The 23,756-nt window shown below is 71.9% G+C and carries 23 protein-coding genes; 8 read left to right on the top strand and 15 right to left on the bottom strand.

Annotated elements, in window-relative coordinates; all coding sequences use genetic code 11:
• Positions 1-125: 125 nt before the first annotated feature.
• Positions 126-569 carry a VOC family protein gene (locus AB0C76_RS07100; RefSeq protein WP_329928491.1) on the top strand — a complete coding sequence of 148 codons (444 nt, stop codon included), beginning with the start codon at positions 126-128 and terminating at the stop codon, positions 567-569.
• 4 nt (positions 570-573) lie between these two features.
• Here the strand turns inward: AB0C76_RS07100 and AB0C76_RS07095 are convergent, their stop codons facing one another.
• The gene (locus AB0C76_RS07095) at positions 574-2,205 is read right to left on the bottom strand and encodes a hypothetical protein (protein WP_359960876.1); all 1,632 of its coding nucleotides are present in this window, start codon (positions 2,203-2,205) and stop codon (positions 574-576) included.
• Positions 2,206-2,549: 344 nt separating this feature from the next.
• Here AB0C76_RS07095 and AB0C76_RS07090 point away from each other — a divergent pair, with 344 nt between their 5' ends.
• Positions 2,550-3,884: an MFS transporter gene (locus AB0C76_RS07090; RefSeq protein ID WP_359960873.1), complete on the top strand. Its 1,335-nt coding sequence runs from the start codon at positions 2,550-2,552 to the stop codon at positions 3,882-3,884.
• An 82-nt stretch (positions 3,885-3,966) separates the two neighbouring features.
• Here the strand turns inward: AB0C76_RS07090 and AB0C76_RS07085 are convergent, their stop codons facing one another.
• The 10 genes from AB0C76_RS07085 to AB0C76_RS07040 all read right to left on the bottom strand — a co-directional run bounded on the left by AB0C76_RS07085 (position 3,967) and on the right by AB0C76_RS07040 (position 12,369).
• Positions 3,967-4,707, bottom strand: coding sequence for a BTAD domain-containing putative transcriptional regulator (locus tag AB0C76_RS07085; protein WP_359960871.1), 741 nt, complete (start codon positions 4,705-4,707; stop codon positions 3,967-3,969).
• A gap of 87 nt (positions 4,708-4,794) precedes the next feature.
• Positions 4,795-5,451: a hypothetical protein gene (locus AB0C76_RS07080; protein ID WP_359960868.1), complete on the bottom strand. Its 657-nt coding sequence runs from the start codon at positions 5,449-5,451 to the stop codon at positions 4,795-4,797.
• Between the two features lie 129 nt (positions 5,452-5,580).
• Entirely contained in the window at positions 5,581-5,955 is a 375-nt protein-coding gene (locus tag AB0C76_RS07075) for a metal-sulfur cluster assembly factor (protein ID WP_359960866.1), read from the bottom strand.
• A gap of 22 nt (positions 5,956-5,977) precedes the next feature.
• On the bottom strand, positions 5,978-6,430 hold the full coding sequence (sufU, locus tag AB0C76_RS07070) for a Fe-S cluster assembly sulfur transfer protein SufU (protein WP_359960863.1): 453 nt from the start codon (positions 6,428-6,430) through the stop codon (positions 5,978-5,980).
• Positions 6,431-6,447: 17 nt separating this feature from the next.
• Entirely contained in the window at positions 6,448-7,707 is a 1,260-nt protein-coding gene (locus AB0C76_RS07065) for a cysteine desulfurase (protein WP_359960861.1), read from the bottom strand.
• Entirely contained in the window at positions 7,704-8,468 is a 765-nt protein-coding gene (gene sufC, locus AB0C76_RS07060; protein ID WP_359960858.1) for a Fe-S cluster assembly ATPase SufC, read from the bottom strand. The genes AB0C76_RS07065 and sufC overlap by 4 nt, the downstream gene beginning before the upstream one ends.
• Before the next feature lie 6 nt (positions 8,469-8,474).
• On the bottom strand, positions 8,475-8,792 hold the full coding sequence (locus tag AB0C76_RS07055) for a bifunctional 3-phenylpropionate/cinnamic acid dioxygenase ferredoxin subunit (RefSeq protein ID WP_329928500.1): 318 nt from the start codon (positions 8,790-8,792) through the stop codon (positions 8,475-8,477).
• A gap of 5 nt (positions 8,793-8,797) precedes the next feature.
• Positions 8,798-10,042, bottom strand: a complete 1,245-nt coding sequence (gene sufD / locus AB0C76_RS07050; protein ID WP_359960855.1) for a Fe-S cluster assembly protein SufD — start codon at positions 10,040-10,042, stop codon at positions 8,798-8,800.
• A 59-nt stretch (positions 10,043-10,101) separates the two neighbouring features.
• Entirely contained in the window at positions 10,102-11,517 is a 1,416-nt protein-coding gene (gene sufB, locus AB0C76_RS07045; RefSeq protein WP_359960852.1) for a Fe-S cluster assembly protein SufB, read from the bottom strand.
• Positions 11,518-11,526: 9 nt separating this feature from the next.
• Positions 11,527-12,369, bottom strand: a complete 843-nt coding sequence (locus AB0C76_RS07040) for a helix-turn-helix domain-containing protein (protein WP_359961192.1) — start codon at positions 12,367-12,369, stop codon at positions 11,527-11,529.
• Between the two features lie 163 nt (positions 12,370-12,532).
• Between AB0C76_RS07040 and AB0C76_RS07035 the strand changes: the two genes are divergently transcribed.
• Positions 12,533-13,462 carry an ABC transporter ATP-binding protein gene (locus AB0C76_RS07035; RefSeq protein WP_359960849.1) on the top strand — a complete coding sequence of 310 codons (930 nt, stop codon included), beginning with the start codon at positions 12,533-12,535 and terminating at the stop codon, positions 13,460-13,462.
• Between the two features lie 47 nt (positions 13,463-13,509).
• Positions 13,510-14,229: an ABC transporter permease gene (locus AB0C76_RS07030; RefSeq protein WP_359961189.1), complete on the top strand. Its 720-nt coding sequence runs from the start codon at positions 13,510-13,512 to the stop codon at positions 14,227-14,229.
• Between the two features lie 75 nt (positions 14,230-14,304).
• Here the strand turns inward: AB0C76_RS07030 and AB0C76_RS07025 are convergent, their stop codons facing one another.
• The gene (locus AB0C76_RS07025) at positions 14,305-15,009 is read right to left on the bottom strand and encodes an LPXTG cell wall anchor domain-containing protein (protein WP_359960847.1); all 705 of its coding nucleotides are present in this window, start codon (positions 15,007-15,009) and stop codon (positions 14,305-14,307) included.
• A 299-nt stretch (positions 15,010-15,308) separates the two neighbouring features.
• On the bottom strand, positions 15,309-16,628 hold the full coding sequence (locus AB0C76_RS07020) for a choice-of-anchor A family protein (RefSeq protein WP_359960844.1): 1,320 nt from the start codon (positions 16,626-16,628) through the stop codon (positions 15,309-15,311).
• A 247-nt stretch (positions 16,629-16,875) separates the two neighbouring features.
• On the opposite strand from AB0C76_RS07020, the gene AB0C76_RS07015 reads away from it, so the two are divergent.
• Entirely contained in the window at positions 16,876-17,796 is a 921-nt protein-coding gene (locus AB0C76_RS07015) for a COX15/CtaA family protein (RefSeq protein WP_359961186.1), read from the top strand.
• Positions 17,797-17,870: 74 nt separating this feature from the next.
• On the opposite strand, the gene AB0C76_RS07010 is transcribed toward AB0C76_RS07015, so the two are convergent.
• Entirely contained in the window at positions 17,871-18,203 is a 333-nt protein-coding gene (locus AB0C76_RS07010) for a hypothetical protein (RefSeq protein WP_359960842.1), read from the bottom strand.
• Between the two features lie 72 nt (positions 18,204-18,275).
• On the opposite strand from AB0C76_RS07010, the gene AB0C76_RS07005 reads away from it, so the two are divergent.
• Complete coding sequence (locus tag AB0C76_RS07005) at positions 18,276-18,917, top strand: DUF2461 domain-containing protein (protein ID WP_359960840.1); 642 nt, start codon at positions 18,276-18,278, stop codon at positions 18,915-18,917.
• A 55-nt stretch (positions 18,918-18,972) separates the two neighbouring features.
• Here the strand turns inward: AB0C76_RS07005 and AB0C76_RS07000 are convergent, their stop codons facing one another.
• Complete coding sequence (locus AB0C76_RS07000) at positions 18,973-19,920, bottom strand: heme o synthase (protein ID WP_359960837.1); 948 nt, start codon at positions 19,918-19,920, stop codon at positions 18,973-18,975.
• Positions 19,921-20,368: 448 nt separating this feature from the next.
• Here AB0C76_RS07000 and tkt point away from each other — a divergent pair, with 448 nt between their 5' ends.
• Positions 20,369-22,468 (top strand): transketolase, encoded by a 2,100-nt coding sequence (tkt, locus tag AB0C76_RS06995; RefSeq protein WP_359960834.1) that lies wholly within the window; start codon positions 20,369-20,371, stop codon positions 22,466-22,468.
• A gap of 85 nt (positions 22,469-22,553) precedes the next feature.
• Positions 22,554-23,696: a transaldolase gene (gene tal, locus AB0C76_RS06990; protein ID WP_359960827.1), complete on the top strand. Its 1,143-nt coding sequence runs from the start codon at positions 22,554-22,556 to the stop codon at positions 23,694-23,696.
• The last annotated feature ends 60 nt before the right edge of the window (positions 23,697-23,756 follow it).

Genomic DNA, 23,756 nt, shown 5'->3' with positions numbered 1-23,756 from the left:
ACCGCTCCCGCCACCTTACGTGGCCGGAACCTGCCGGGTCATCAGCTCCCGCGTCCCGCAGGGACCGTCGGACCCGGGCCGTGTCAGGACGCGCGGTTGTCAGCCGCTCTCCCTACCCTGGCCGCATGACAGCACAGAGCACGTTCCCCGCCCGGATCAGCATCGTCACCCTCGGCGTCACGGACCTCGGCCGCAGCGCCGCCTTCTACGAGGCCCTCGGCTGGCGGCGCTCCTCCGCCTCCAGCCCGGAGATCGTCTGGTTCCGCACCGCCGACTCGGTGCTCGGCCTGTTCCCGGGCGACGAACTCGCCGCCGACGCGGGTGTGCCCGGCGGCGGCGAGCCGTCCTTCCGCGGCGTCACCCTCGCGGTGAACCTGGAGTCCCCCGCGCTGGTGGACGCCGCCCTGGAGACGGCCGTCGCCGCCGGCGCCACCGTGGTGAAGCCGCCGGCCACGACCGGCTGGGGCGGCTACTCCGGCTACTTCGAGGACCCGGACGGCCACCTGTGGGAGCTGGCGCACAACCCGTTCTTCCCCTTCACCGAGGACGGCTCGCTCGACCTGCCCTGAGGCCCTAGCTCCTCGAGCGCGCCTTGAAGGCCGCCTTGCGCGCCTCCTTGGCCACCGCGCGGTCGGTGTGCAACTCGCCGATCGCCTCCAGGACGTCCGCCGTGTACGCGTGGTCGACCCGCCACAGCTCGCCGAAGTAACTCCCCGGATCGCCGGTGACGGGCAGGTCGGCGATCAGTTCGCGCAGCGGTTCGGCGTCGCCGCCACTGTCGAGCAGCTGGGCGGCGAAGGTGTCGACCACCGTCCACAGCGCCATCGCCCGGTCCGGCACCGGCACGTCCGCCGCGCCGAGCGCGGTCAGCCAGGCCCGTGCGGCACCGCCCAGCTCCGGGTCGTCCAGCACCTCCCGGACGGCCGGCTCGGCGGGCGCCCCCAGCACGTTCAGCGCCGAGACGCCGAGCATCCGGCGCATCGGCCCGTACGCGTCCCCGCCGCGCGCCGCCGCCAGCAGCTCGCGCGCCGCCGCCACCGGCTCCCGACCGTCGAGCCAGACCCGCAGCTCCTCCTCCGGCAGGACGTTGGCCGACTCGCACACGCCGCGCAGCAGCTCGGCCGCGTCGCCCTGGGCGAGGTCGCCGACCAGCGGCGCGTCGTAGCCGTCCTCCAGCAGCCACTGCCGGATGCCGTACTGGCCGAGCGGGGTCAGCCGGACCAGGCCGAACCGCGCCGACTCCTCCTCGTCCAGCGGCGCCTCGCCGACGACGGGGGCGCCCTCCTCGCCGGTGGCCTCCTCCTCGTCGAACAGCTCGGGGTCGATCGGGCGGTAGTCCAGCAGGCCCAGCTCGGCGAGGTCGCCCAGCATCGGGTCCAGCGCGACCATCACGTCGGTGATGTCGCCGAGCAGCTCCTCGCTCGGCTCCTCGCCCTCCGGCACCACCAGCAGCGCGGCCAGCACGCCCAGCGGCACGGTCTCGTTGCCCGGCTCGGCGAAGGCGGTGGTCTCGTACAGCACCTGGAGCGCCTCGTCGAGCAGCTCGGCGGCGGCGTCGCGGGCCTCCTCGACCTCGGACAGCGCGTCCTCGTCCTCCTCGTCGCCGTCCACGCCCGCCTCGGCGTGCTCCCCGTCCTCCTCGGGCATCGAGTCGGCCTCCACGGCCAGCTCGCGGACGATCCCGGCGGCCGTCAGCCACAGTTCCAGGACGGTGTCCGGATCGCCCTCCTCCGCAGGCTCCAGGTCCGGGCCCGGCACGGCGACGTGCTCGCCGTCGGCGGTCGTCCCGATCTCCACCAGGTCCAGGTCGCAGGCCAGCGACCAGGCCCGCATGGCCTCGATCTCGGCCTCCTCCGGCACCTCGCCCCCGGCCGGGGCCAGGCCGAGCAGCCGCGCCGCCGGGGCGCGGTCCTCGACGACCAGGTCCCCGAACTCGTCCACGCCGCGGTGCGGGGCGGCCCAGCGGGCCAGCGCCAGCGCGTACCCGAACATGGGAACGGCCTTCGCCTGGTCGGCCAGCTCCCGCTCGGCGGGCAGCTTCACCGGCGGGACCAGGACGGCTGCGTCGTCCAGGTCCTCGTCGTCCAGTCCATGAGCGGCGAACGCCCCGTAGAGGTCCTGGAGCTCCAGGTCGGCGGGCAGAACCGCCTCGGCCGCGCCCTCTCCCGCCGAGGCCCCTGCGTTCTTCCGACGTCGTCCGGCCATCGCCTCGCGTTCTCCCTCAGCCAGCGGCCGCGCATCAGCTCCGCGTACCGATCCACTACCTCAGCGTATAGGCCGGGCACTCCCGATGCCCGGCCCCAAGGGGCGCGCGCCGCGACCGTGCGCCCACCCCTTATCCTTCGCTATTGGCGCCGCGCACAACCCCGCGCGGGCCACCGGGCAACGAAGCCCCCACCCTCCTGCCCGTCCACGGGCGGGACGGGACCTGCCACACCCATCCGCTCCATCAGGGAGCCCGCACCGCGGCCACCACCACAGCGCCTCAGGACGGGCGCGCCGGCACACCCAGCCGCCCCGGTGGGGCCAAGCCACAGGAGACCCCTGAGATGGCGGACCTCTCCCCCGCCGGCCCCGGCCTGCGCAGCGCGCAGTTCGACGGACGCCGACTGTCGGAGGCCCTGCTTCCCCTGGAGCTCGCGCCGCGCGCCCAGCTCCAGCTCTCCGCGATCAGCCGCTGGAACGCGCTTCGCGGAGTCCGCGTCGGCCTGGTCTCGGCCGGCCTGCTGTTCATGCTCATCGGTGCCAACCTGGCGACGCCGATCTACCCGATGATCCAGCAGCGCCTCGGCCTGACCACGCTCGACACCACGATCCTCTTCACGATCTACATCTTCGCGCTGGTACCGGTCCTCGCCGTGGTCGGCCACTGGTCCGACCTGCTCGGCCGCCGCGCCCTGATCCTGCCGGCCGTCGCTCTCGCCGCCGCGGGCGACGTGGTCTTCGCCACCGCCGGGAGCTTCTGGCAGCTCGCCCTCGGCCGGGCCGTCCAGGGCATCGCCGTCGGCCTGTCCACCGGCGCCGCCGGGGCCGCGCTCGGCGACCTGCTGCCGGACCACCCGACCCTCGCCGCCAAGCTCACCCTGGCCTGTTCGGCGGGCGGCGTCGCGCTCGGCCCGGTGGTCGGCGCCCTGCTGGCCGGCGGCTCGGACCCGCTGCTGACGCCGTTCCTGCTGCACGCCGTCGCCCTGGCCGCCCTCTGCGTACCCCTGGCCGTCGTGCACCCCCGGATGCCCGGCCGCAACCGACCGCCGGCCTCGCCGCCGCGCATCACCACCCCGGCCCACCTGCGCCCGCGCAAGCCCGCCCTGCCGATCGCCGGCCGCCGCGAGTTCCTGTTCGCCGCGACCGCCGGGTTCATCTCGTACGCGGTGTTCGGCGTCTACCTCAGCCTGGCGCCGTCCTTCGCGGCCAAGCTGCTGCACACCCCCTCCCACCTGGTCGGCGCCGTCGTCGCGGCCCTGCTGCTGGGCTCCTCCGCGGCGGCCCAGCTGCTCGTCCCGCCGACCTCCGACCGCCTGGTCATCGCCCTCGGCATGACCGGCCTGGCCGCCGGCCTCGGCCTGGTCGTCGCGGCCGGGTACAGCGACACCCCCGCCCTGCTCTTCATCGGCAGCGTCCTCGGCGGCGCCTGCCAGGGCATCGCGTTCCGCTCGCTGTTCACCACCGCCGTCGCCGCGATGGACCCGGAACGCCGCGGCTCCGAGCTGTCCTCCCTGTGGATCATCGTCTACCTCGGCAGCTCGCTCCCGATCGTCATCGTCGGCGCCCTCGTCCAGGCCTACGGCCTCCTCCCCGCCGTGAGCGGCTTCGCCACCGTGGCCGCCCTCCTGTGCGCGGCCCTCGCCGTGGCCGTGGCCCGCAAGCCCCGGAAGACGGCCTGACCGGCACCGCACGAAGCCGAATGCCGCCGCCCGGAAACCCCGGACGGCGGCATTCGTCGTTCCTCATCCCCGACTACCCCGACTACCCCGACTCGGCGACCAGACGCCACAGGCGGGACGGGGCGGGGAGGCCGAGTTCGGTGCGCAGGCGGTGTTCGTAGCGTTCGACGTCCTGCAGGGCGTCGCCGGGGTTGCCCTCGGCGAGGTGGGCGCGGATCAGGCACGCCTGGCTGCTCTCGCGCAGCGGGTCGGCCCGGACCGCGGCGCCGGCCGCGGCCACCGCCTCCGGGAAGCGGCCGGTCCCGACGAAGGCGCCGGCCAGGGCCTCCAGGGCGTGCACCCGCAGGCGCCGCCAGGTGTCCGCCTCCAGCAACGTCCAGTCCTCGTACCAGCCCGGCAGCAGGTCCGCCGAGAGGTCCTCGACGGCCGCCAGCCCGAAGCCGTCCCGGCCCGGCGCCGGGCCGGGTGCCAGGATCCGGCGGGCCAGCGACCGGGCGTCGCGCAGGTCCACGCCGACGCCGTCGGCCAACCTCAGCTCGGCCGGGCCGATCTCCAGCGCCGCCCGGCCCGCCGCCGGCAGGCGGGACAGCGCCGAGCGCAGGCTGGCGAGCGCGCAGCGCTCCGCGGCGTCCGGCCACAGCGTCCCGGCGACCAGACCGCGCGGCACGTTCCCGTTGCAGCACAGGGCGACGAAGGCGAGTAATCGCTCCGCCCCCGCGGAGACGGCAACCGGCGCGCCGCCCGCCGAGAGGGCGAAGCCGCCGAGCAGGCCGAGCCGTACGCCCGCGCCGCCAACCGGCGGGCACCGATCACCGCAGGCCATCGAACCACCGTCTCTTCGCGTACGGACGAGCCCCTCATCCATGCTGCTCCGCCCGCTGCGCGCTGTCGACCGCGGCCCGCGGGTGCCTCAGAAGTTGAAGCAGTACCCGACCGGGATCGACGCCGTGACCCGGCCCGAGGTCAGGTCGATCGCCCGCGCGGTGGCGTTCTTCGACGCACAGCCGAACGGGTGCCCGGTGAACAGGCCGAAGCTGCCGCCGGCGAATCCGGCGTTCCGGACGGCCGTCACGTTCTGCGCCCACTGCACGGTGCCGGTGGAGTTCAGCCTGATCTCGACCCGCACCCGGCCGTTGACGTTGAAGTGGTCACCGCCGAACTCCAGTTGGCCGTTGGTGTCGTCGGCCCAGATCCGCACCGCCAGCCGCCGGTCGTCGGCCTGGGCGTTGTCGGACCTCGCCTGCGAGCGCGTCTGCGGCGTCACGCAGACGGTGTCGCCGACCCACGCCTCGCGCCAGACGAAGCCCTGGACGCAGAAGCCGTCCTGCAGGGTCCGGACGGGCACCTGGCTGTTGTCGAACGCCGCCTGGGACCGGACGTCCGGCGTCACGCAGACGTGGTCGCCCGGCCTGGCGTCCCGCCAGACGAAGCCCTGGCGGCAGGTGTCCGGGCCGAAGTCCTGGGCGTGCGCCGAGGACGCCCCCGCCCCCAGCGCGGCGCCGCCGAAGGCCAGGACCGCGGCCATCGCCGTGGTCGCCCCGGTTCGCAGGATCCGTCGAGTACTCATCGTTGGCACCTCCTCGAAGAACCTGCGCCCAGCCTGCACCGCCCCCCGTCACCGCGGTGTGACGGCCTGAACGCCGCTGCCCGGGACCCCTTTCGGAGTCCCGGGCAGCGGCGTTCGGGCGTCGACGGCTCAGACGTTGAAGCCCAGCGCGCGCAGCTGCTCGCGGCCGTCGTCGGTGATCTTGTCCGGGCCCCACGGCGGCATCCAGACCCAGTTGATCCGCAGGTCCTGCACCAGGCCGTCGGTGGCGGTCTTGGCCTGGTCCTCGATGACGTCGGTCAGCGGGCAGGCCGCCGAGGTGAGCGTCATGTCGATGGTGGCCACGTCCGACTCGTCGATGTGGATGCCGTAGATCAGGCCCAGGTTGACGACGTCGATGCCCAGTTCGGGGTCGACGACGTCCATCAGGGCCTCGGTCAGGTCCTCGACGGAGACGGTGCCGGCGGTGGTGCCGACGATGCCGCCCGGCTGCTCCTCCGCGGCGGAGGGGGTCTCGTCACTCATGGTTGGTCCTCCTCTGCTCGGGTCAGTCGTTCACGGCGGGGTGCTCGGCGAGCGCCTTGGCGGTGGCGTCCTTCCAGGCCATCCAGCTCAGCAGCGCGCACTTGACGCGGGCCGGGTACTTGGAGACGCCGGCGAACGCGACCGCGTCCTCCAGCACCTCCTCGTCGCCCTCGCCCTGGCCCTTGCTCTGCATCAGCTCCAGGAAGGCCTCCTGGACGGCCTGCGCCTCGCCCACGGTCTTGCCGACCACCAGGTCGTTCAGCACCGAGGCGCTGGCCTGGCTGATCGAACAGCCCTGGGACTCGTAGGACACGTCCGCGATCTTCGCGCCGTCGAGCTTCACCCGAAGGGTGATCTCGTCGCCGCAGGTCGGGTTGACGTGGTGCACCTCGGCGTCGCCGTCCCGCAGCCCCTTGCCGTGGGGGTTGCGGTAGTGGTCCAGGATGATCTCCTGGTACATCGAGTCGAGCTTCATGTCCTGCGCCTGTCCCGTCAGCCGAAGAAGTTCCGGACGTGGTGCAGGCCGTCGATCAGCGCGTCGACCTCGCCCGGCGTCGAGTACAGATAGAACGACGCCCGCGTGGTCGCCGGAATTCCGTACCGCAGGCACACCGGCCGCGCGCAGTGGTGGCCGACGCGCACGGCGATGCCCTGCTCGTCCAGCACCTGGCCCACGTCGTGCGGGTGGATGTCGCCGAGGGTGAAGGAGATCGCGGCGCCGCGGTCGACGGCCGTGCGCGGACCGATGATCCGCAGGTCCGGGACCTCCAGCAGGCGCTCGACCGCGTAGGCGGTGATCGCGTGCTCGTGCGCGGCGATCTTCTCCATGCCGACGCCCTGGAGGTAGTCGATGGCCGCGCCGAGCCCGACCGCCTGGGCGATCGGCGGGGTGCCGGCCTCGAACTTGTGCGGCGCCGGGGCGTAGGTGGACGAGCCCATGGTGACGGTCTCGATCATCTCGCCACCGCCGAGGAACGGCGGGAGGTCCTCCAGCAGCTCCTGGCGGCCCCAGAGCACGCCGATGCCGGTCGGGGCCAGCATCTTGTGGCCGGTGAAGGCGACGAAGTCGGCCTCCAGCGCCTGCACGTCCAGCACCATGTGCGGTGCGGCCTGCGAGGCGTCGATGACGACCAGCGCGCCGACCGACTGGGCCTTGCGCACGATCGTCTCGACCGGGTTGACGGTGCCGAGCAGGTTGGAGACCAGGGTGAAGGAGACCACCTTGGTCTTCTCGGTGATCAGCTCGTCGATGTTCGACAGGTCGAGCCGGCCCTCGTCGGTCAGCCCGAACCACTTGAGCTTCGCGCCGGTGCGCTGCGAGAGCAGCTGCCACGGGACGATGTTGGAGTGGTGCTCCATCTCCGTGATGACGATCTCGGAGTCGGCGTCCACCCGGTACGGCTCGTCGGCCCAGCCGAGCATGTTGGCGACGAGGTTGAGCGACTCCGAGGCGTTCTTGGTGAAGATCACCTCGTTGCGGCTCGGCGCGTTGACGAACGCCGCGACCTTGTCGCGCGCGCCCTCGTACAGCGCCGTGGCCTCCTCGGCGAGCACGTGCACGCCGCGGTGGACGTTGGCGTTGTGCCGCTCGTAGTAGGCGTTCAGGGCCTCCAGGACCTGGCGCGGCTTCTGCGAGGTCGCCGCGTTGTCCAGGTAGACCAGCGGCTTGTCCTCGTGCAGCACGCGCTGCAGGACCGGGAAGTCCTTGCGGATCGCGTCGGTGTCGAGCAGACCGGTCAGCGTATGGGTCACTCGGAAGCGCCGCCCTTCACGTACGTCTCGTAGCCCTCGTTCTCCAGCTTGTCGGCGAGCTCGGCGCCGCCGGACTCGACGATGCGGCCGCCCGCGAACACGTGGACGTAGTCGGGCTTGATGTACCGCAGGATGCGGGTGTAGTGGGTCACCAGGAGGGTGCCGACCTCGCCGGTGGCGCGGACCCGGTTGATGCCCTCGGAGACGATCCGCAGCGCGTCGACGTCGAGGCCGGAGTCGGTCTCGTCGAGGATCGCGATCTTCGGCTTGAGGAGCTCCAGCTGGAGGATCTCGTGGCGCTTCTTCTCACCGCCGGAGAAGCCCTCGTTGACGTTGCGCTCGGCGAAGGCCGGGTCCATCTGGAGGGCGGCCATCGCCTCCTTGACCTCCTTGACCCACAGGCGCAGCTTCGGGGCCTCGCCGCGGACCGCGGTGGCGGCGGTGCGCAGGAAGTTGCTCACCGAGACGCCCGGGACCTCGACCGGGTACTGCATGGCGAGGAACACGCCGGCCTTGGCGCGCTCGTCGACGGACATCTCCAGGACGTCCTCGCCGTCCAGCAGCACGGAGCCGCCGGTGACGGTGTACTTGGGGTGGCCGGCCAGCGAGTAGGCCAGGGTGGACTTGCCGGAGCCGTTCGGACCCATGATGGCGTGGGTCTCGCCCTGCTTCACGGTCAGGTCGACGCCCTTCAGGATCTCGCGCGGGCCGTTCTCGGCCTCGACGGAGACGTGCAGGTCGCGGATTTCAAGGGTTGCCATGTGTACTCAGGACTCCTGGTTGACGGAGACGAGCACATCGTCCCCTTCGATCTTTACGGGGTAGACAGCGACCGGCTTGGTGGCGGGCAGGCCGGAGGGCTTGCCGGTGCGCAGGTCGAAGCTGGAGCCGTGCAGCCAGCACTCGATCATGCAGTCCTCGACCTCGCCCTCGGAGAGCGAGACGTTCGCGTGCGAGCAGGTGTCGTTGATCGCGAACACCCCCTCGTCGGTGCGGACGACGGAGACCGGCACGCCGTTGAGGTCGACGCGCTTGGGGACGTCCTCCTGGAGGTCGCTCAGCGCGCAGGCACGGAGATAGGTCATCGGGGTCAGACCGCCGCTTCCAGCTCGGCCTCGATCTTCTCCATGAGCTGGTCCTGGATCTCGGCCACGCCGATCTGCTGGAGCAGCTCGGCGAAGAAGCCGCGCACGACCAGGCGGCGGGCCTCGTCCGCGGGGATGCCGCGGGCCTGCAGGTAGAACAGCTGCTCGTCGTCGAAGCGGCCGGTGGCGGAGGCGTGGCCGGCGCCGACGATCTCGCCGGTCTCGATCTCCAGGTTGGGGATCGAGTCGACCCGGGCGCCGTCGGTGAGCACCAGGTTGCGGTTGAGCTCGTAGGTGTCGGTGCCGAGGGCGGCGGCGCGGATCACCACGTCGCCGACCCAGACCGCGTGGGCGTCCTGGCCCTGCAGCGCGCCCTTGTAGGCCACGTTGGACCGGCAGTGCGGCGTGTCGTGGTCGATGACGAGGCGGTGCTCCAGGTGCTGGCCGGCGTCGGCGAAGTAGAGGCCGAACAGCTCGGCCTCGCCGCCGGGGCCGGCGTAGTTGACCCGCGGGTGGAGGCGGACCAGGTCGCCGCCGAAGGTGACCACGACGGACTTGAACGAGGCGTCGCGGCCGACCAGCGCGTTGTGCTGCGCGGCGTGGACGGCGTCGCGGTCCCAGTCCTGGACGGAGACGAAGGTGAGCTTCGCGCCGTCGCCGACCAGGAGCTCGACGTTGGCGGCGCGGGTGCCGGTGCCGACGTGGTTGAGCACCACGACGGCCTCGGCGAACGGCTTGACGTCGATCACCACGTGGGCGAAGCGGACCCCGCCCTCGGCGCGCACGTCGATCCGGACCGGCTCGCTGAGCACCGCGTCCTTGGGCACGGTGACGACCAGGGCCTGCTCGAAGGCGCTGAACGCCTGGGCGGCGACCCGGTCGACCGGCTTGCCGGCCTTGCCCAGGCGGGCGTCGTCGCGGCCGACCGTCTCGGCGGTGACGCCCTCGGGCAGCGCGAACTCGACCTTGTCGGCACCGGCGCCGCCTCGCTCGGCGATAGCGGCCGCGGTGCCGTCGTGCAGCCCGCCGAGGCGGTGCAGCGGGGTGAACCGCCAGTCCTCCTCGCGGCCGTGCGGCACCGGGAAGTCGTTCACGTCGAAGGACGGCTTGACCGCGACGCGCGCGTCGATCGGCTGCTGGACCGTGGCCCGGCCGGTGCCGGGGCCGGCGAGCTGCGCGCCCGCACCGGCGGTGCCGACCTCGATCGAACCGGCGGTGGTGGAGCCGGTGGTGTTCTGAACGTCAGCCATGGCTGTTCGTAGTGCTCTCTTCCTCGGAATTCAGTGGACGGCGGGTGCTCGGCCGGGGGTCAGCCGACCGCGCCCTCCATCTGCAGCTCGATCAGCCGGTTGAGCTCCAGCGCGTACTCCATCGGCAGCTCGCGCGCGATCGGCTCGACGAAGCCGCGCACGATCATCGCCATGGCCTCGGTCTCGGTCAGGCCGCGGCTCATCAGGTAGAACAGCTGGTCCTCGCTGACCTTGGAGACGGTCGCCTCGTGGCCCATGGACACGTCGTCCTCGCGGACGTCCACGTAGGGGTAGGTGTCCGAGCGGGAGATGGTGTCGACCAGCAGCGCGTCGCACAGGACGTTGGACTTGGCGCCGTGCGAGCCCTCGCCGATCTCGATCAGACCGCGGTAGGAGGTCCGGCCGCCGCCGCGCGCCACCGACTTGGAGACGATGTGCGAGGAGGTGTTCGGCGCCATGTGCACCATCTTGGCGCCGGCGTCCTGGTGCTGGCCCTCGCCGGCGAAGGCGATCGACAGGGTCTCGCCCTTGGCGTGCTCGCCCATCAGGTAGACGGCCGGGTACTTCATCGTGACCTTGGAGCCGATGTTGCCGTCGACCCACTCCATGGTCGCGCCCTCGTACGCCACGGCACGCTTGGTGACCAGGTTGTAGACGTTGTTCGACCAGTTCTGGATGGTCGTGTAGCGGCAGCGGCCGCCCTTCTTGACGATGATCTCCACGACCGCCGAGTGCAGCGAGTCGGAGGAGTAGATCGGCGCGGTGCAGCCCTCGACGTAGTGGACGTACGCGTCCTCGTCGACGATGATCAGCGTCCGCTCGAACTGGCCCATGTTCTCGGTGTTGATCCGGAAGTAGGCCTGGAGCGGGATGTCGACGTGGACGCCCTTGGGCACGTAGATGAAGGACCCGCCGGACCAGACCGCCGTGTTCAGCGCCGCGAACTTGTTGTCGCCGGCCGGGATGACGGTGCCGAAGTACTCCTTGAACAGCTCCGGGTGCTCGCGCAGGGCGGTGTCGGTGTCCAGGAAGATGACGCCCTGCTCCTCCAGGTCCTCGCGGATCTGGTGGTAGACGACCTCGGACTCGTACTGGGCGGCGACACCGGCGACCAGGCGCTGCTTCTCCGCCTCCGGGATGCCCAGCTTGTCGTAGGTGGCCTTGATGTCCGCGGGCAGGTCCTCCCAGGACTCGGCCTGCTTCTCGGTCGAGCGGACGAAGTACTTGATGTTGTCGAAGTCGATGCCGGAGAGGTCGGAGCCCCAGGTCGGCATGGGCTTCTTGCCGAACAGCTTCAGGCCCTTGAGCCGCAGGTTCAGCATCCACTCGGACTCGCTCTTCTTCGCCGAGATGTCGCGGACGACGTCCTCGCTGAGCCCGCGCTTGGCCGCGGCACCGGCGGTGTCCGGGTCGGCCCAGCCGTACTCGTAATTGCCGAGGCCTTCGAGCTCGGGGTGCGAAACGGTGTCAGTCATGCGAGCTTCCTAACGCGCGGACGCTGAATCTTCGGTGGACGTACCGGCAGTCGGCACTGCATCGGGACCCGGCCGCGCACTGCGCGCGGCGGACGACGATGCGGCACCGGGTGCCGGCACATAGGTGGTGCAGACCCCGTCGCCGTGGGCGATGGTGGCCAGCCGTTGCACATGGGTGCCCAGGAGCTGGGAGAAGACCTCGGTCTCCGCCTCGCAGAGCTGGGGGAACTGCTCGGCGATGTGCGCGACCGGGCAGTGGTGCTGGCAGAGCTGGGCGCCCGCCGGGGCCTTGGCCGCGGCCGACGGGACCCGCCGCACCGTGGCAGCGTACCCGTCCGCGCTCAGCGCCTGGGCGAGCGCCTCGGTGCGCTCGGAGGCCTCGGCCGTTCGCAGGGTCTCCAGGTACTTCTGGCCCTGCTTTCCGAAGCGTGCGCGCGCGAAGGCGGCGACCGCCTCCTCGCCCGCCTTGCCGCCGCCCACCGAGTCGGAGATCCAGCGCAGCGCGTCGGCGGCGAGCTGGTCGTACGCCTGGTAGAAGGCGTCCCGGCCGCCGTCGGTGAGGGCGAAGACCTTGGCCGGACGGCCCCGGCCGCGACTGCCGTAGACCCGCTGCTCGCGGGACTCGACCAGGCCCGCCGCGGCCAGTCCGTCGAGGTGGCGGCGCACGGCGGCGGCGGTGAGACCGAGCCGGCTCGCGAGGTCGGCGGCGGAGGACGGGCCGTGGTCCAGGATCGACCGGGCGACCCGGTCGCGGGTGGCCCGGTGGCCCTCCAGCAGCACCTCGGCCGCCGTCACGGGCACGTCGCAGTCGGGGGCCGGCTCGGCCTCCTGGTGCGTGGCGTGCTCGCGCATGTTTTTCACAACACCAGTGTTGCGTAATTACTTCCGGCAGGACAAGCCGTGACCCAGGCCTCACCCGTGTCATCTGTCACGCAGGTAAGGCTTACCTGACCTGCGAAAACGATCACCGAGGCCCCGGCGGGGCCCGGTGTGAGGCCCTCTTACACTCGCCGGTATGCACTCCGAACCCGCGGTCCAGATCGCCGGGCTGGTCAAGCACTACGGTGACAAGCCCGCGGTGGACGGCCTCGACCTCACCATCGCGCGCGGCGCGATCACCGCCGTCCTCGGCCCCAACGGCGCCGGCAAGACCACCACCATCGAGACCTGCGAGGGCTACCGCCGCCCCGACGCCGGCACCGTCCGCGTCCTCGGCCTCGACCCGGTCGCCCAGCACGCCGCGCTGCGCCCGCGGATCGGCGTCATGCTGCAATCCGGCGGCGTGTACGCGGGCGCCCGCGCCGTCGAGATGCTGCGGCACACCGCCAAGCTGCACGCCCACCCGCTGGACGTCGACGCCCTGGTCGAGCGGCTCGGCCTGGGCTCCTGCGGCCGCACCGCCTACCGCCGCCTCTCCGGCGGCCAGCAGCAGCGGCTCGCCCTCGCCATGGCGGTGGTCGGCCGCCCCGAGCTGGTCTTCCTCGACGAGCCCACCGCCGGCCTCGACCCGCAGGCCCGCCGCGCCACCTGGGAGCTGGTCCGCGACCTGCGCCGGGACGGCGTCACCGTGGTCGTCACCACGCACCACATGGACGAGGCGGAGCAGCTCGCCGACCACGTCGCCGTCGTCGACCGCGGCAAGGTCATCGCCACCGGCACCCCCGAGGAGCTGTGCCGCGGCGGCGCCAAGAACGCGCTGCGCTTCGACGGCCCGCCCGGCCTCGACCTCGGCCCGCTGCTCAAGGAGCTGCCCGAGGGCACCGCGGCCAGCGAGACGGCCCCCGGCAGCTACCGGGTCGAGGCCGCGACCGTGGACCCGCAGCTGCTGGCCGCCGTCACGTCCTGGTGCGCGGCCTCCGGCATCCTCCCCGAGCGGCTCGCCGTGCAGCGCCGCAGCCTCGAAGACGTCTTCCTCGACCTGACCGGACGGGACCTGCGCTCGTGAGCACCACCGAATACGCCCCCAAGCCCGGCGCGGCCCCCGTCGGCCGGATGCTGCTCGCGCAGACCGCGTTCGAGACCAGGATGCTGCTGCGCAACGGCGAGCAGCTGCTGCTCACCGTCGTCATCCCGACCGTCCTGCTGGTGCTGTTCTCCGCCGTCGACGTCGTCGCCGTGGAGGGCCCCGGCAAGCGGGTCGACTTCCTGGCACCGGGTCTGCTGGCGCTCGCCGTGATGTCCACCGCGTTCACCGGCCAGGCCATCGCCACCGGCTTCGAGCGCCGCTACGGCGTGCTGAAGCGGCTCGGCGCGAGCCCGCTGCCGCGCTGGGCGCTGCTGACCGCCAAGACCGGCTGCGTGCTGGTCACCGAGGCGCTGCAGGTCGCGCTGCTGTCGGTGATCGCGCTGGCGCTCGGCTGGTCCCCGCACGGCGACCCGTTCTCGGTGGCCGCGCTGCTGGTCGTCGGCACGGCCGCCTTCTCCGGGCTCGGCCTGCTGATGGCCGGCACGCTCAAGGCCGAGGCGACGCTGGCCGGCGCGAACCTCGTGTTCATCCTGCTGCTGCTGGGCGGCGGGGTGATCGTGCCGCTGACGAAGTTCCCGTCCGCCGTGCAGTCGGTGCTGGAGTTCCTGCCGATCGCGGCGCTCTCGGACGGCCTGCGGTCCGTCCTGCAGACCGGCGCCGGGGTGCCGTGGTCGGACCTCGGAATCCTGGCCGGCTGGGCCGCCGTCGGCCTGGCCGCCGCCGCGCGCTTCTTCCGCTGGGAGTAGTCCCGGCGGTCAACGCGACAGCGCCCCCCGGCCACCTGAGGCCGGGGGGCGCTGTCGCGCGCTGCCGGTGGACCGTCAGCTCTGGCTGCCGCCACGGCGCTTGCGGGCGAACAGCACGATCGCGCCGCCGAGCAGCAGCACCCCGGCGCCGGCCGCCGCGATGACGGGGGTGGCCGAGCTGCCGCCGGTCTCGGCGAGGGCCGGGCCGCCGGCGCTCGGCGTCGGGGCCGGGGCCTTGCTCGCGGGCGGCGTCACCGACGGGGCCGCCGTGCCCGAGGGGGTGGTGCTCGGGGTCGGCGTCACGCTCGGCACCGGCGTCGGCGTGGTGGTCGGCGTCGTCGTCGGGGTCGGCGTCGGCGTGGGGGTGGGCGTCTTGGTGGGCGTGGGCGTGGGGGTCGGCGTCGGCGTGTGGCAGGGCTGGATCGTCTCGGACTCGTTGATGTTCCAACCGGGCTCAGCCGGGGTCTCCGTGGTGGTCACCACGAAGGTCGCCTTGATCGGCGCGGAGTGGTCCTTCACCGGGAAGGTGCCGTGGAACTCCTTGCCGAACCGCTTGTCCAGCACCTTCTCGCCGTCGATGGTGAGCGTGACGTTGTTCGTCACGGTGTCCTTCTCGCTGTACTTGACCAGATCGATCACGATCTTGTCGCAGTCCACCTTCCACGCCGGCACGTGGGCCGAGGCCGGCCCTGCCAGGCTCAGGGGCAGGAGGATTCCGGCCGCCACCGTACCGGCGAGTGCCGCCGCTCCGATCCCGAAGTGCCGCTGCTGTCGTGCCATTGCCCTGTTCCCCTCCGAACGGTCTTGTGCAGCAGGCGTGTTGAGTGCTTCGCGGTGGCCCGCTACGGCTGTCCGGGGGACTCTACCGGCACTCCCGCACCTCGCCACACCCCGCCGTACGACCGGATTTCGTCTGTCGGTCTCACGATGGATGTGCATGACCAGCCCATCACAGGCGCCACCACGCACAACGCGGAATCAGCGAACCTGAATGGACTTCGTCACCTGACTGAAAAAACGCGGCCCCCGATGATCAGGTTCAATCACCGGGGGCGCGGCTTCGATCAGCCGGTGAACGGTCAGGCCTTCCTCGCCGCCCGACGACGCGTCGCCACGACGATTCCACCGCCGGCCGCGAGCACCACCGCGCCGCCGATGGCCAGCGGCAGGACGGGCCCGGAGCCGGTGTGCGCGAGCCCGCCGCCGGTGCTCGCCGACGCCGAGGGGCTCGCCGACGCGGAGGCCGCCGGTGCACTGGTGGACGGCGAGGCGGACGCACTCGGTGACGCGCCCCCGCTCGGCTTCCCGCTCACCGGGCCCGAGGGCGTGCCGGACGGCTGCGCGGTGGTGCCCGGCGTCGACGGCGTACCGGTCGGCACCACCGGCGGAACGGTCGGCTTCCCGGTCGGCGGCACGGTCGGGGTCGCGGACGGCGTCGGGAGGACGGCCGGCAGGCAGCCGGTGAACGGGTAGTGGTGCGTCTCGGCGCCGCCGCTGCCGGTCAGCGAGGCGGCGATCACCGAGCCGTTGACCGGGCCGCCGTTGCCGAGGTCGAAGGCCGCGTTGGGGGCCAGCACGGTACCGGCCCAGGCGGCCTTGCCGTTCTTGACCACCGTGGTCGCGGACGGGAAGTTCCAGAGCAGCTTGGCCCGGATCGCCCCGCCCGCCGCGCTCTGCAGCTTGTCGTCCAGGACGTACGACGCCTTGGCCTCGTCCCACACGAAGAACCCGGTGGTGCCGGCCGCCGCCATGTCGTAGGCGCCGCCGGTCACGTTGACCACGGTGACCGCGCCGACCGGCACCTTGAGGTAGACGTCCTTGGCGCCCTGGAGCACGGCGGCGTCGACGGTGAAGCCGTTGTACGCCGCGTCCGCGCCGGTCAGCGTCAGCTTGCCGCCGTCGGCCCGGACGATGGCCCCGGCGGTCTGCGGCACGGCGGCCAGCGCGGCCGAGGCGGCGCGCAGCTTGGCGAACTCGGCCTTGAAGTCGATCGGGGAGGGGCCCTGGGCGATCGAACCCTGGTGGGCCTGGACGACGGCGCCGTCGGCCTTCGAGCCGTAGACGCCGTTGCCCTTCATGACCTGGGTGTTGCTGCCGTTGATGCGGCCGGCCACGACCAGCGCGTTCTTGCCGGGCAGCGCGTCGACCTCGGCGGCGGTGAGCTCCTGGCCGACCGAGAAGCCGCCGCCGAAGTACGCGTCGCCGCCCACGGCCACGGCACCCTCGGCGTCGGGAACGTGATGATCGTCGCCCTCGACGAACTCGCCGTAGAGGTTGGCGACCCCGAGGCCGCGGCACTCCTGGTCGGCGCCGACGGCCTGGGCGGCCGGCGCGACGAGGCCGGCCAGTGCGAGCGAGCCGCCGACCGCGAGCGCGGCGACGGACGTGGATATGCGCATGTGCAGAGCTCCGCTTACGTGCGGGAGGAGTGGAGGCGGCCCGAAAAAGGTATGGACCAATCCGCACTCTTTCCGCCCGACGGGTGAATGGTCAAGACCACTGACCGCGTTGACCGGAAGGTCCGTTTTTGCGCTCCCCGGCCCCTACCCGCGCCCCACCCCAAGATCACCTGTAAGGCCGCCTACGATTGACCGCGTGCTGAACCCCTTCTCCCTGCTCGCCGACCGCTGGCAGCCGTCCGCCGCGATGGTCCGGCGCGCCGCGTTCGCCGCGCTGGTGATGAGCGTGGTGATCGTCGTCACCGGCGGCGCCGTCCGGCTCACCGCCTCCGGCCTCGGCTGTACCACCTGGCCCCGCTGCACCGACGAGAGCCTGACGCCCACCGCCGAGATGGGCTTCCACGGCATCGTCGAGTTCACCAACCGGATGCTCACCTACGTGCTGAGCGCCGCGGTCGGCTGGGCGATCCTGGCCGCGCGCTGCCACCGCCCCTGGCGCCGCAGCCTGACCAGGCTGGGCTGGGCGCAGTTCTGGCTGGTGATGAGCAACGCCGTCCTCGGCGGCATCACCGTGCTGACCGGCCTCAACCCGTACACCGTGGCGCTGCACATGATCGCCGCGATGGCCCTGGTCTGGGTCGCGCTGCTGATGTGGGAGCGCAGCAAGGAGGGCGACGGCCCGGCCGAGCCGTCCGTGGCCCGCCCGATCCACCGGCTCTCCTACGTCCTGGTCACCGTGATCGGCCTGCTGGTCGCCGCCGGCACCCTGGTCACCGGCGCCGGCCACCACCCGGGCACGCCCCAGGACAACAAGATCGTGCCGCGCATCCCGATCGACTACGACCGCCTCGCGCAGTTCCACGCCGACTTCGCCTTCGTCTCGGTCGGCCTGGCCATCGCGGTGATCTTCGTCTTCACCGCCGTGAAGGCCCCGCAGCCCGCCCGCGCCCGGGCCAAGGAACTCCTCGCCGTACTCCTGCTCCAGGGCGTGCTCGGCTTCGTCCAGTACTTCACCGACGCCCCCGAGCTGATGGTCGGCCTGCACATGTTCCTGGCCACGCTGACCTGGATCGCCGCCCTGCGCATCCCCGTCGCCCTGCGCACCCGCGGGGTCGAGGAAGCCCCCGAGCAACTGCCCGCGCAGACCCCGCGGACCGCCTCGGTCTGACCCCGCCGGGCACGCACGACGGCCCGGTCCCCCTCGTCGGGGAACCGGGCCGTCGCCGTACGGGGGCCTGGCGGTCAGCCGCCGAGCTGGATGCCGGCCATCCGCTTCCACTCGTACGGACCCGTCTTCACCTTGAGGGCCAGCTCGCCCTCGAAGTCGTCGTGCAGGGTCAGCCCGGCCAGCTCGGCGGCCCGGCGGCCGACCGCGTAGCTCGGGGCCACCTGGTCGCCCCAGGCACCGTCCGCGCCGACCACGACGATGCGGGTGGCCACGGCGCCGACGTACTCGACGACCGCGTCGGCGCTGCCGCCGTGCTGCGCGGCGAAGCTGGTCAGGTTCTTGGCGATGCGCTTGGCGCGGCGCTCGGTGCGGGCGTCCGACGCGGCGGGAGAGGTCTCTGCGCTCATGCCCGCATGCTACCCACCGGTAGCGGCGCTGGCGACGGGAGCACCCTGTGCACCGGGCCACATACTGGAGACGTGACCTTCTCCGGCTGGCCGGCCGAGGCGCTCGAATTCTACGAGCACCTGGAGGCCGACAACTCGAAGACCTTCTGGCAGGCCCACAAGGACCGCTACGACGAGGCCGTGCGCGCGCCCATGGAGGAACTGCTGGCCGAGCTGGAGCCGGAGTTCGGGCCGGGGAAGATCTTCCGCCCCAACCGCGACGTCCGCTTCAGCGCCGACAAGTCCCCGTACAAGACGCACATCGGCGCCCACCTGGAGGCGGGCGGCTACGTCCAGCTCTCCGCCGACGGCCTGGCCTGCGGCAACGGCATGTACCGGCTCGCCGCGGACCAGCTGGAGCGCTACCGCGCGGCCGTCGCCGAGGACGTCTCCGGGGCCGAACTGGAGCGCGTGATCGCCCGGGTGGAGAAGGACGGCCCGCGGGTCTTCGGCCGCGACAGCCTGAAGTCCGCGCCGCGCGGCTACCCCAGGGACCACCCCAGGATCGAGCTGCTGCGCCACAAGGGCCTCGTGGCCTGGCAGGAGTGGCCGCCCGCGCAGTGGCTGGGCACCCGCACCGCGCAGGCCCGGATCGCCGCCTTCCTGCGCGCCTCCCAGCCGCTCAGGGACTGGCTGGACGGCCACGTCGGCCCGTCCGAACTCCCGACACGATGAACGCGGAAGAGCCCCGGTCCACCCGGACCGGGGCTCTTCTTCCGCACGGCGGCGGCTACTTCACGAACGGGTCGATCGCGCAGACCACGAACAGCAGCGACAGGTAGGTGATCGACCAGTGGAACAGCCGCATCTCCTTGAGCTTCGCGCCGACGACCCCGGCCTTGGCCCGCGCGTACAGCGCGTGCGCCTCGCGCAGCCAGGCCGCGCCGAGCACCACCGCGGCGACCGGGTACAGCCAGCTCATGTGCCCCAGCGGCCACAGCGCCAGCGAGACGGCCACCATGACCCAGGAGTACACGACGACCTGCTTGCCCACCGCCACGTTGCCCTTGATCACCGGCAGCATCGGCACGCCGGCGCGCAGGTAGTCGTCGCGCACCTTCATCGACAGCACCCAGGTGTGCGGCGGCGTCCAGAAGAACACCACCAGGAAGAGGACGACCGCCGCCCAGGACAGGGAGTTGGTGACGGAGGACCAGCCGACGAGCACCGGCATGCAGCCCGCGATGCCGCCCCAGACGATGTTCTGCGAGGTGCGCCGCTTGAGACCCAGCGTGTAGACGAAGACGTAGAACAGCAGGGCGCCGAGCGCGAGTCCGGAGGACAGCCAGTTGACGCCGAAACCGAGCAGCAGCGTCGAGACGACCGCGAGGACGATGCCGAACACCAGCGCCTCGCGCGGCGACACCATGCCGGTGACGATCGGGCGCCGCTCGGTGCGCGACATCACCGCGTCGATGTCGCGGTCGATGTACATGTTGAGGGCGTTGGCGCCGCCCGCCGAGAGGTAGCCGCCGACCACGACCTTCAGCACCAGCAGCATGTTCGGGACGCCCTGCTGGGCCAGGAACATCACCGGAACCGTGCTCATCAGCAGCAGTTCGATGATCCTCGGCTTGGTCAGTGCGACGAACGCGCCGACACGGGCCCCGATGGGCCGGTGCGCAGGAGTCGCCCCGGTGACCCCGGCGGGACGGGTTTCGACGGCGGTCACTAACACCCCAACTGAAGATGAATCCTCGCAGGCGTCGAAGGAAACGAAGGTCCCGAATCGTCCGCTCTGCGCGTACCACGCCACCTTAGACGCTCCATATCTCCCCACCGGCTCCGGGGTCCCCCGGCGGGGCGGAACGCACACCCCTGGGTGAACCCACGAACTACGACCAGTCGGCCCCGCCTCCCCCGTCCTGCTCATCGGAGGGGCAGGGCACGTCAAAACAGGAGAGCCTGGGACAAAACGCCCCAGAGCGGCATCGTGGGAATCGCCATACCCGAATTCCGGTTGTCCCAGCACGCAGGGTGAGCCCCGGGCCGGACGGTAGGCTCGCACACAGAAGCGGGATCTACCCTCCGTGACCGGCACCACCAGCGTCGGGACCACAGCGCCGTGGCCGACCGGGTCCCCTTCACGGGGTCACTCTTCACAACGGAAGGAGCCCTGAGACAGGGTGAGCACGACGCCGACGAACACATTCGAGTGGTCCGAACTGGATGAGCGCACGGTTGACACGGCCCGGGTCCTGGCCATGGACGCCGTCCAGAAGGTCGGCAACGGACACCCCGGGACGGCCATGTCGCTGGCCCCGGCGGCCTACCTGATCTTCCAGCGTTTCCTGCGGCACGACCCCACCGACCCCTCCTGGGTGGGCCGCGACCGATTCGTCCTCTCCCCCGGGCACACCAGCCTGACCCTCTACACCCAGCTCTACCTCTCGGGCTACGGTCTGGAGCTGGACGACCTCAAGGCCTTCCGCGTCGCGGGCAGCCGCACCCCCGGTCACCCCGAGCACGGCCACACCGCCGGCGTCGAGACCACGACCGGTCCGCTCGGCCAGGGCATCGCCAACGCGGTCGGCATGGCGATGGCCGCCCGCTACGAGCGCGGCCTCTTCGACCCGGACGCCCCGGCCGGCGAGTCCCCGTTCGACCACACGATCTGGGCCATCGTCTCCGACGGCGACCTGGAGGAGGGCATCTCCGCCGAGGCCTCCTCGCTGGCCGGCCACCAGCAGCTGGGCAACCTCGTCGCCCTGTACGACGACAACCACATCTCGATCGAGGGCGACACCGAGACGGCCTTCTCCGAGGACGTCCTCAAGCGCTACGAGGCGTACGGCTGGCACGTCCAGCGGGTCGCCCCGAAGGCGAACGGTGACATCGACGTCGCCGCCCTGGCCGACGCGCTGGCCGCCGCCAAGGCCGAGACCGCCCGCCCGTCGATGATCGCTATGCGCACGATCATCGCCTGGCCGGCCCCGGACGCCCAGAACACCGCCAAGGCCCACGGCTCCGCCCTCGGCGCCGCCGAGATCGCCGCCACCAAGAAGGTCCTGGGCTTCGACCCGGAGAAGACCTTCGAGGTCTCCGACAAGGTCATCGAGCACGCCCGCCTGGTGATCAAGCGCGGCAAGGCCGCCCGCGACGAGTGGCAGGGCTCCTTCGAGGCCTGGCGCGCCGCCAACCCGCACCGGGCCCGCGAGTTCGACCGCATCCAGGCCGGCGAGCTGCCCGAGGGCTGGAAGAAGACCGTCCCGTCCTTCCCGGCCGGAAAGGACGTCGCCACCCGCAAGGCCTCCGGCGAGACCCTCAAGGCGATCGGCGCGGTGATCCCGGAGCTGTGGGGCGGCTCGGCCGACCTCGCGGAGTCCAACCTCACCACCATCGACGAGGAGAGCTCCTTCCTCCCCGAGGGCAACCCGCTGAAGTCGGCGAGCCCGTACGGCCGGACGATCCACTTCGGCATCCGCGAGCACGCCATGGGCTCGACCATGAACGGCATCGCCCTGCACGGCAGGACCCGTGTGTATGGCGGCACCTTCCTGGTCTTCGCGGACTACATGCGCCCGGCCGTCCGCCTGGCCGCGCTCATGAAGCTGCCGGTCACCTACGTCTGGACGCACGACTCCATCGGCCTCGGCGAGGACGGCCCGACCCACCAGCCGGTCGAGCACCTGGCCTCGCTGCGCGCCATCCCGGGCCTGTCCATGGTCCGCCCGGCCGACGCCAACGAGACCGCCGTCGCCTGGCGCACCGTCATCGAGCGGCAGACCAGCCACCCCGGCCCGGTCGGCCTGGCGCTCACCCGCCAGAACGTCCCGACCTTCGACCGCGAGGTCTTCGGCTCCGCCGAGGGCACCGCGAAGGGCGGCTACGTCCTGGCCGAGGCCGGCAACGGCGACCCGCAGGTGATCCTCCTGGGCACCGGCTCCGAGGTCCAGCTGGCCGTCAAGGCCCGCGAGGTCCTGGAGGCCGAGGGCATCGCCACCCGCGTCGTCTCGCTGCCGTCCTTCGAGTGGTTCCAGGAGCAGGACCAGGCCTACCGCGACAGCGTGCTGCCGCCGTCGGTCAAGGCCCGCGTCTCGGTCGAGGCCGGCATCGCCCAGGGCTGGCGCGAGCTGGTCGGCGACCACGGCCGGATCGTTTCGCTGGAGCACTTCGGCGCCTCCGCGGACTACCAGGTGCTGTTCGAGGAGTTCGGCCTGACCGCCGAGCGCGTGGTGGCCGAGGCCCACAACGCCCTGCGCTCCCTCGAAGCCGTCAACCGCTAGCCCCTCGGGCCGCGTACCCGCCCGCACGCGGGTACGCGGCCCCTCTGACGACCCCACGAAGACAGAAGAAGAAGGACTGAGCACCATGACCGACGCACTCAAGCGCCTCAGCGACGAAGGCGTGGCGATCTGGCTGGACGACCTCAGCCGCAAGCGGCTGAACTCCGGCAACCTGGCCGAGCTGGTGCAGAACAAGCACGTGGTGGGCGTCACCACCAACCCGACCATCTTCCAGAAGGCCATCGCCGGCAGCGGCGACAGCTCCTACGACGGCCAGCTGCGCGACCTCGCCGTCCGCAAGGTCACCACCGACGAGGCGATCCGCATGATCACCACCTCGGACGTGCGCGACGCCGCCGACGTGCTGCGCCCGGTCTACGACGCCTCCAACGGCCGCGACGGCCGCGTCTCCATCGAGGTCGACCCGCGCCTGGCGCACGAGACCGCCCCGACCGTCGCCGAGGCCAAGCAGCTGTGGTGGCTGGTCGACCGCCCGAACGTCTTCATCAAGATCCCCGCCACCAAGGCCGGTCTGCCCGCCATCGCCGAGGTCATCGGCAAGGGCATCAGCGTCAACGTCACGCTGATCTTCTCGCTGGACCGCTACAAGGCCGTCATGGACGCCTACCTGACCGGTCTGGAGGCCGCCAAGGCCAAGGGCCTGGACCTCTCCCAGATCGAGTCCGTCGCCTCCTTCTTCGTCTCGCGCGTGGACACCGAGATCGACAAGCGCCTGGACAAGATCGGCGGCGACGCCAGGAACCTGCGCTCCAAGGCCGCCCTGGCCAACGCCCGCCTCGCCTACCAGGCGTACGAGGACGTCTTCGGCAGCGTCGACGGCAAGACCGCCGGCAGCGCCCGCTGGAAGGCCCTGGAGGCCGCCGGCGCCAAGCCGCAGCGCCCGCTCTGGGCCTCCACCGGTGTCAAGGACCCGGCCCTGCCGGACACCCTGTACGTCACCGAGCTGGTCGCCCCCGGCACCGTGAACACGATGCCCGAGGCCACCCTGGACGCCACCGCCGACCACGGCGTGGTCACCGGCAACACCATCGTCCCCAACTACGCCGACGCCAAGGCCGTCCTGGACGCCATCGCGGCCGCCGGCGTGGACTACGACGACGTGGTCCAGGTGCTGGAGGACGAGGGCGTCGAGAAGTTCGAGCAGTCCTGGTCCGAGCTGCTCGACACCGTCACCGCCTCGCTCGCGTCCTTCGCCGACGAGAAGTGACCCCTGCTCACAGCCAGCGCACGAAAGCGGAGCCCATCAAGTGAGCACTGATTTCCCCGA

This window comes from Kitasatospora sp. NPDC048722 (assembly GCF_040650235.1).
Taxonomy (GTDB): Bacteria; Actinomycetota; Actinomycetes; order Streptomycetales; family Streptomycetaceae; genus Kitasatospora.
The sequence above is the reverse complement of the archived record's forward strand: the minus strand, read 5'-3'. Positions and strand labels throughout refer to the sequence as shown.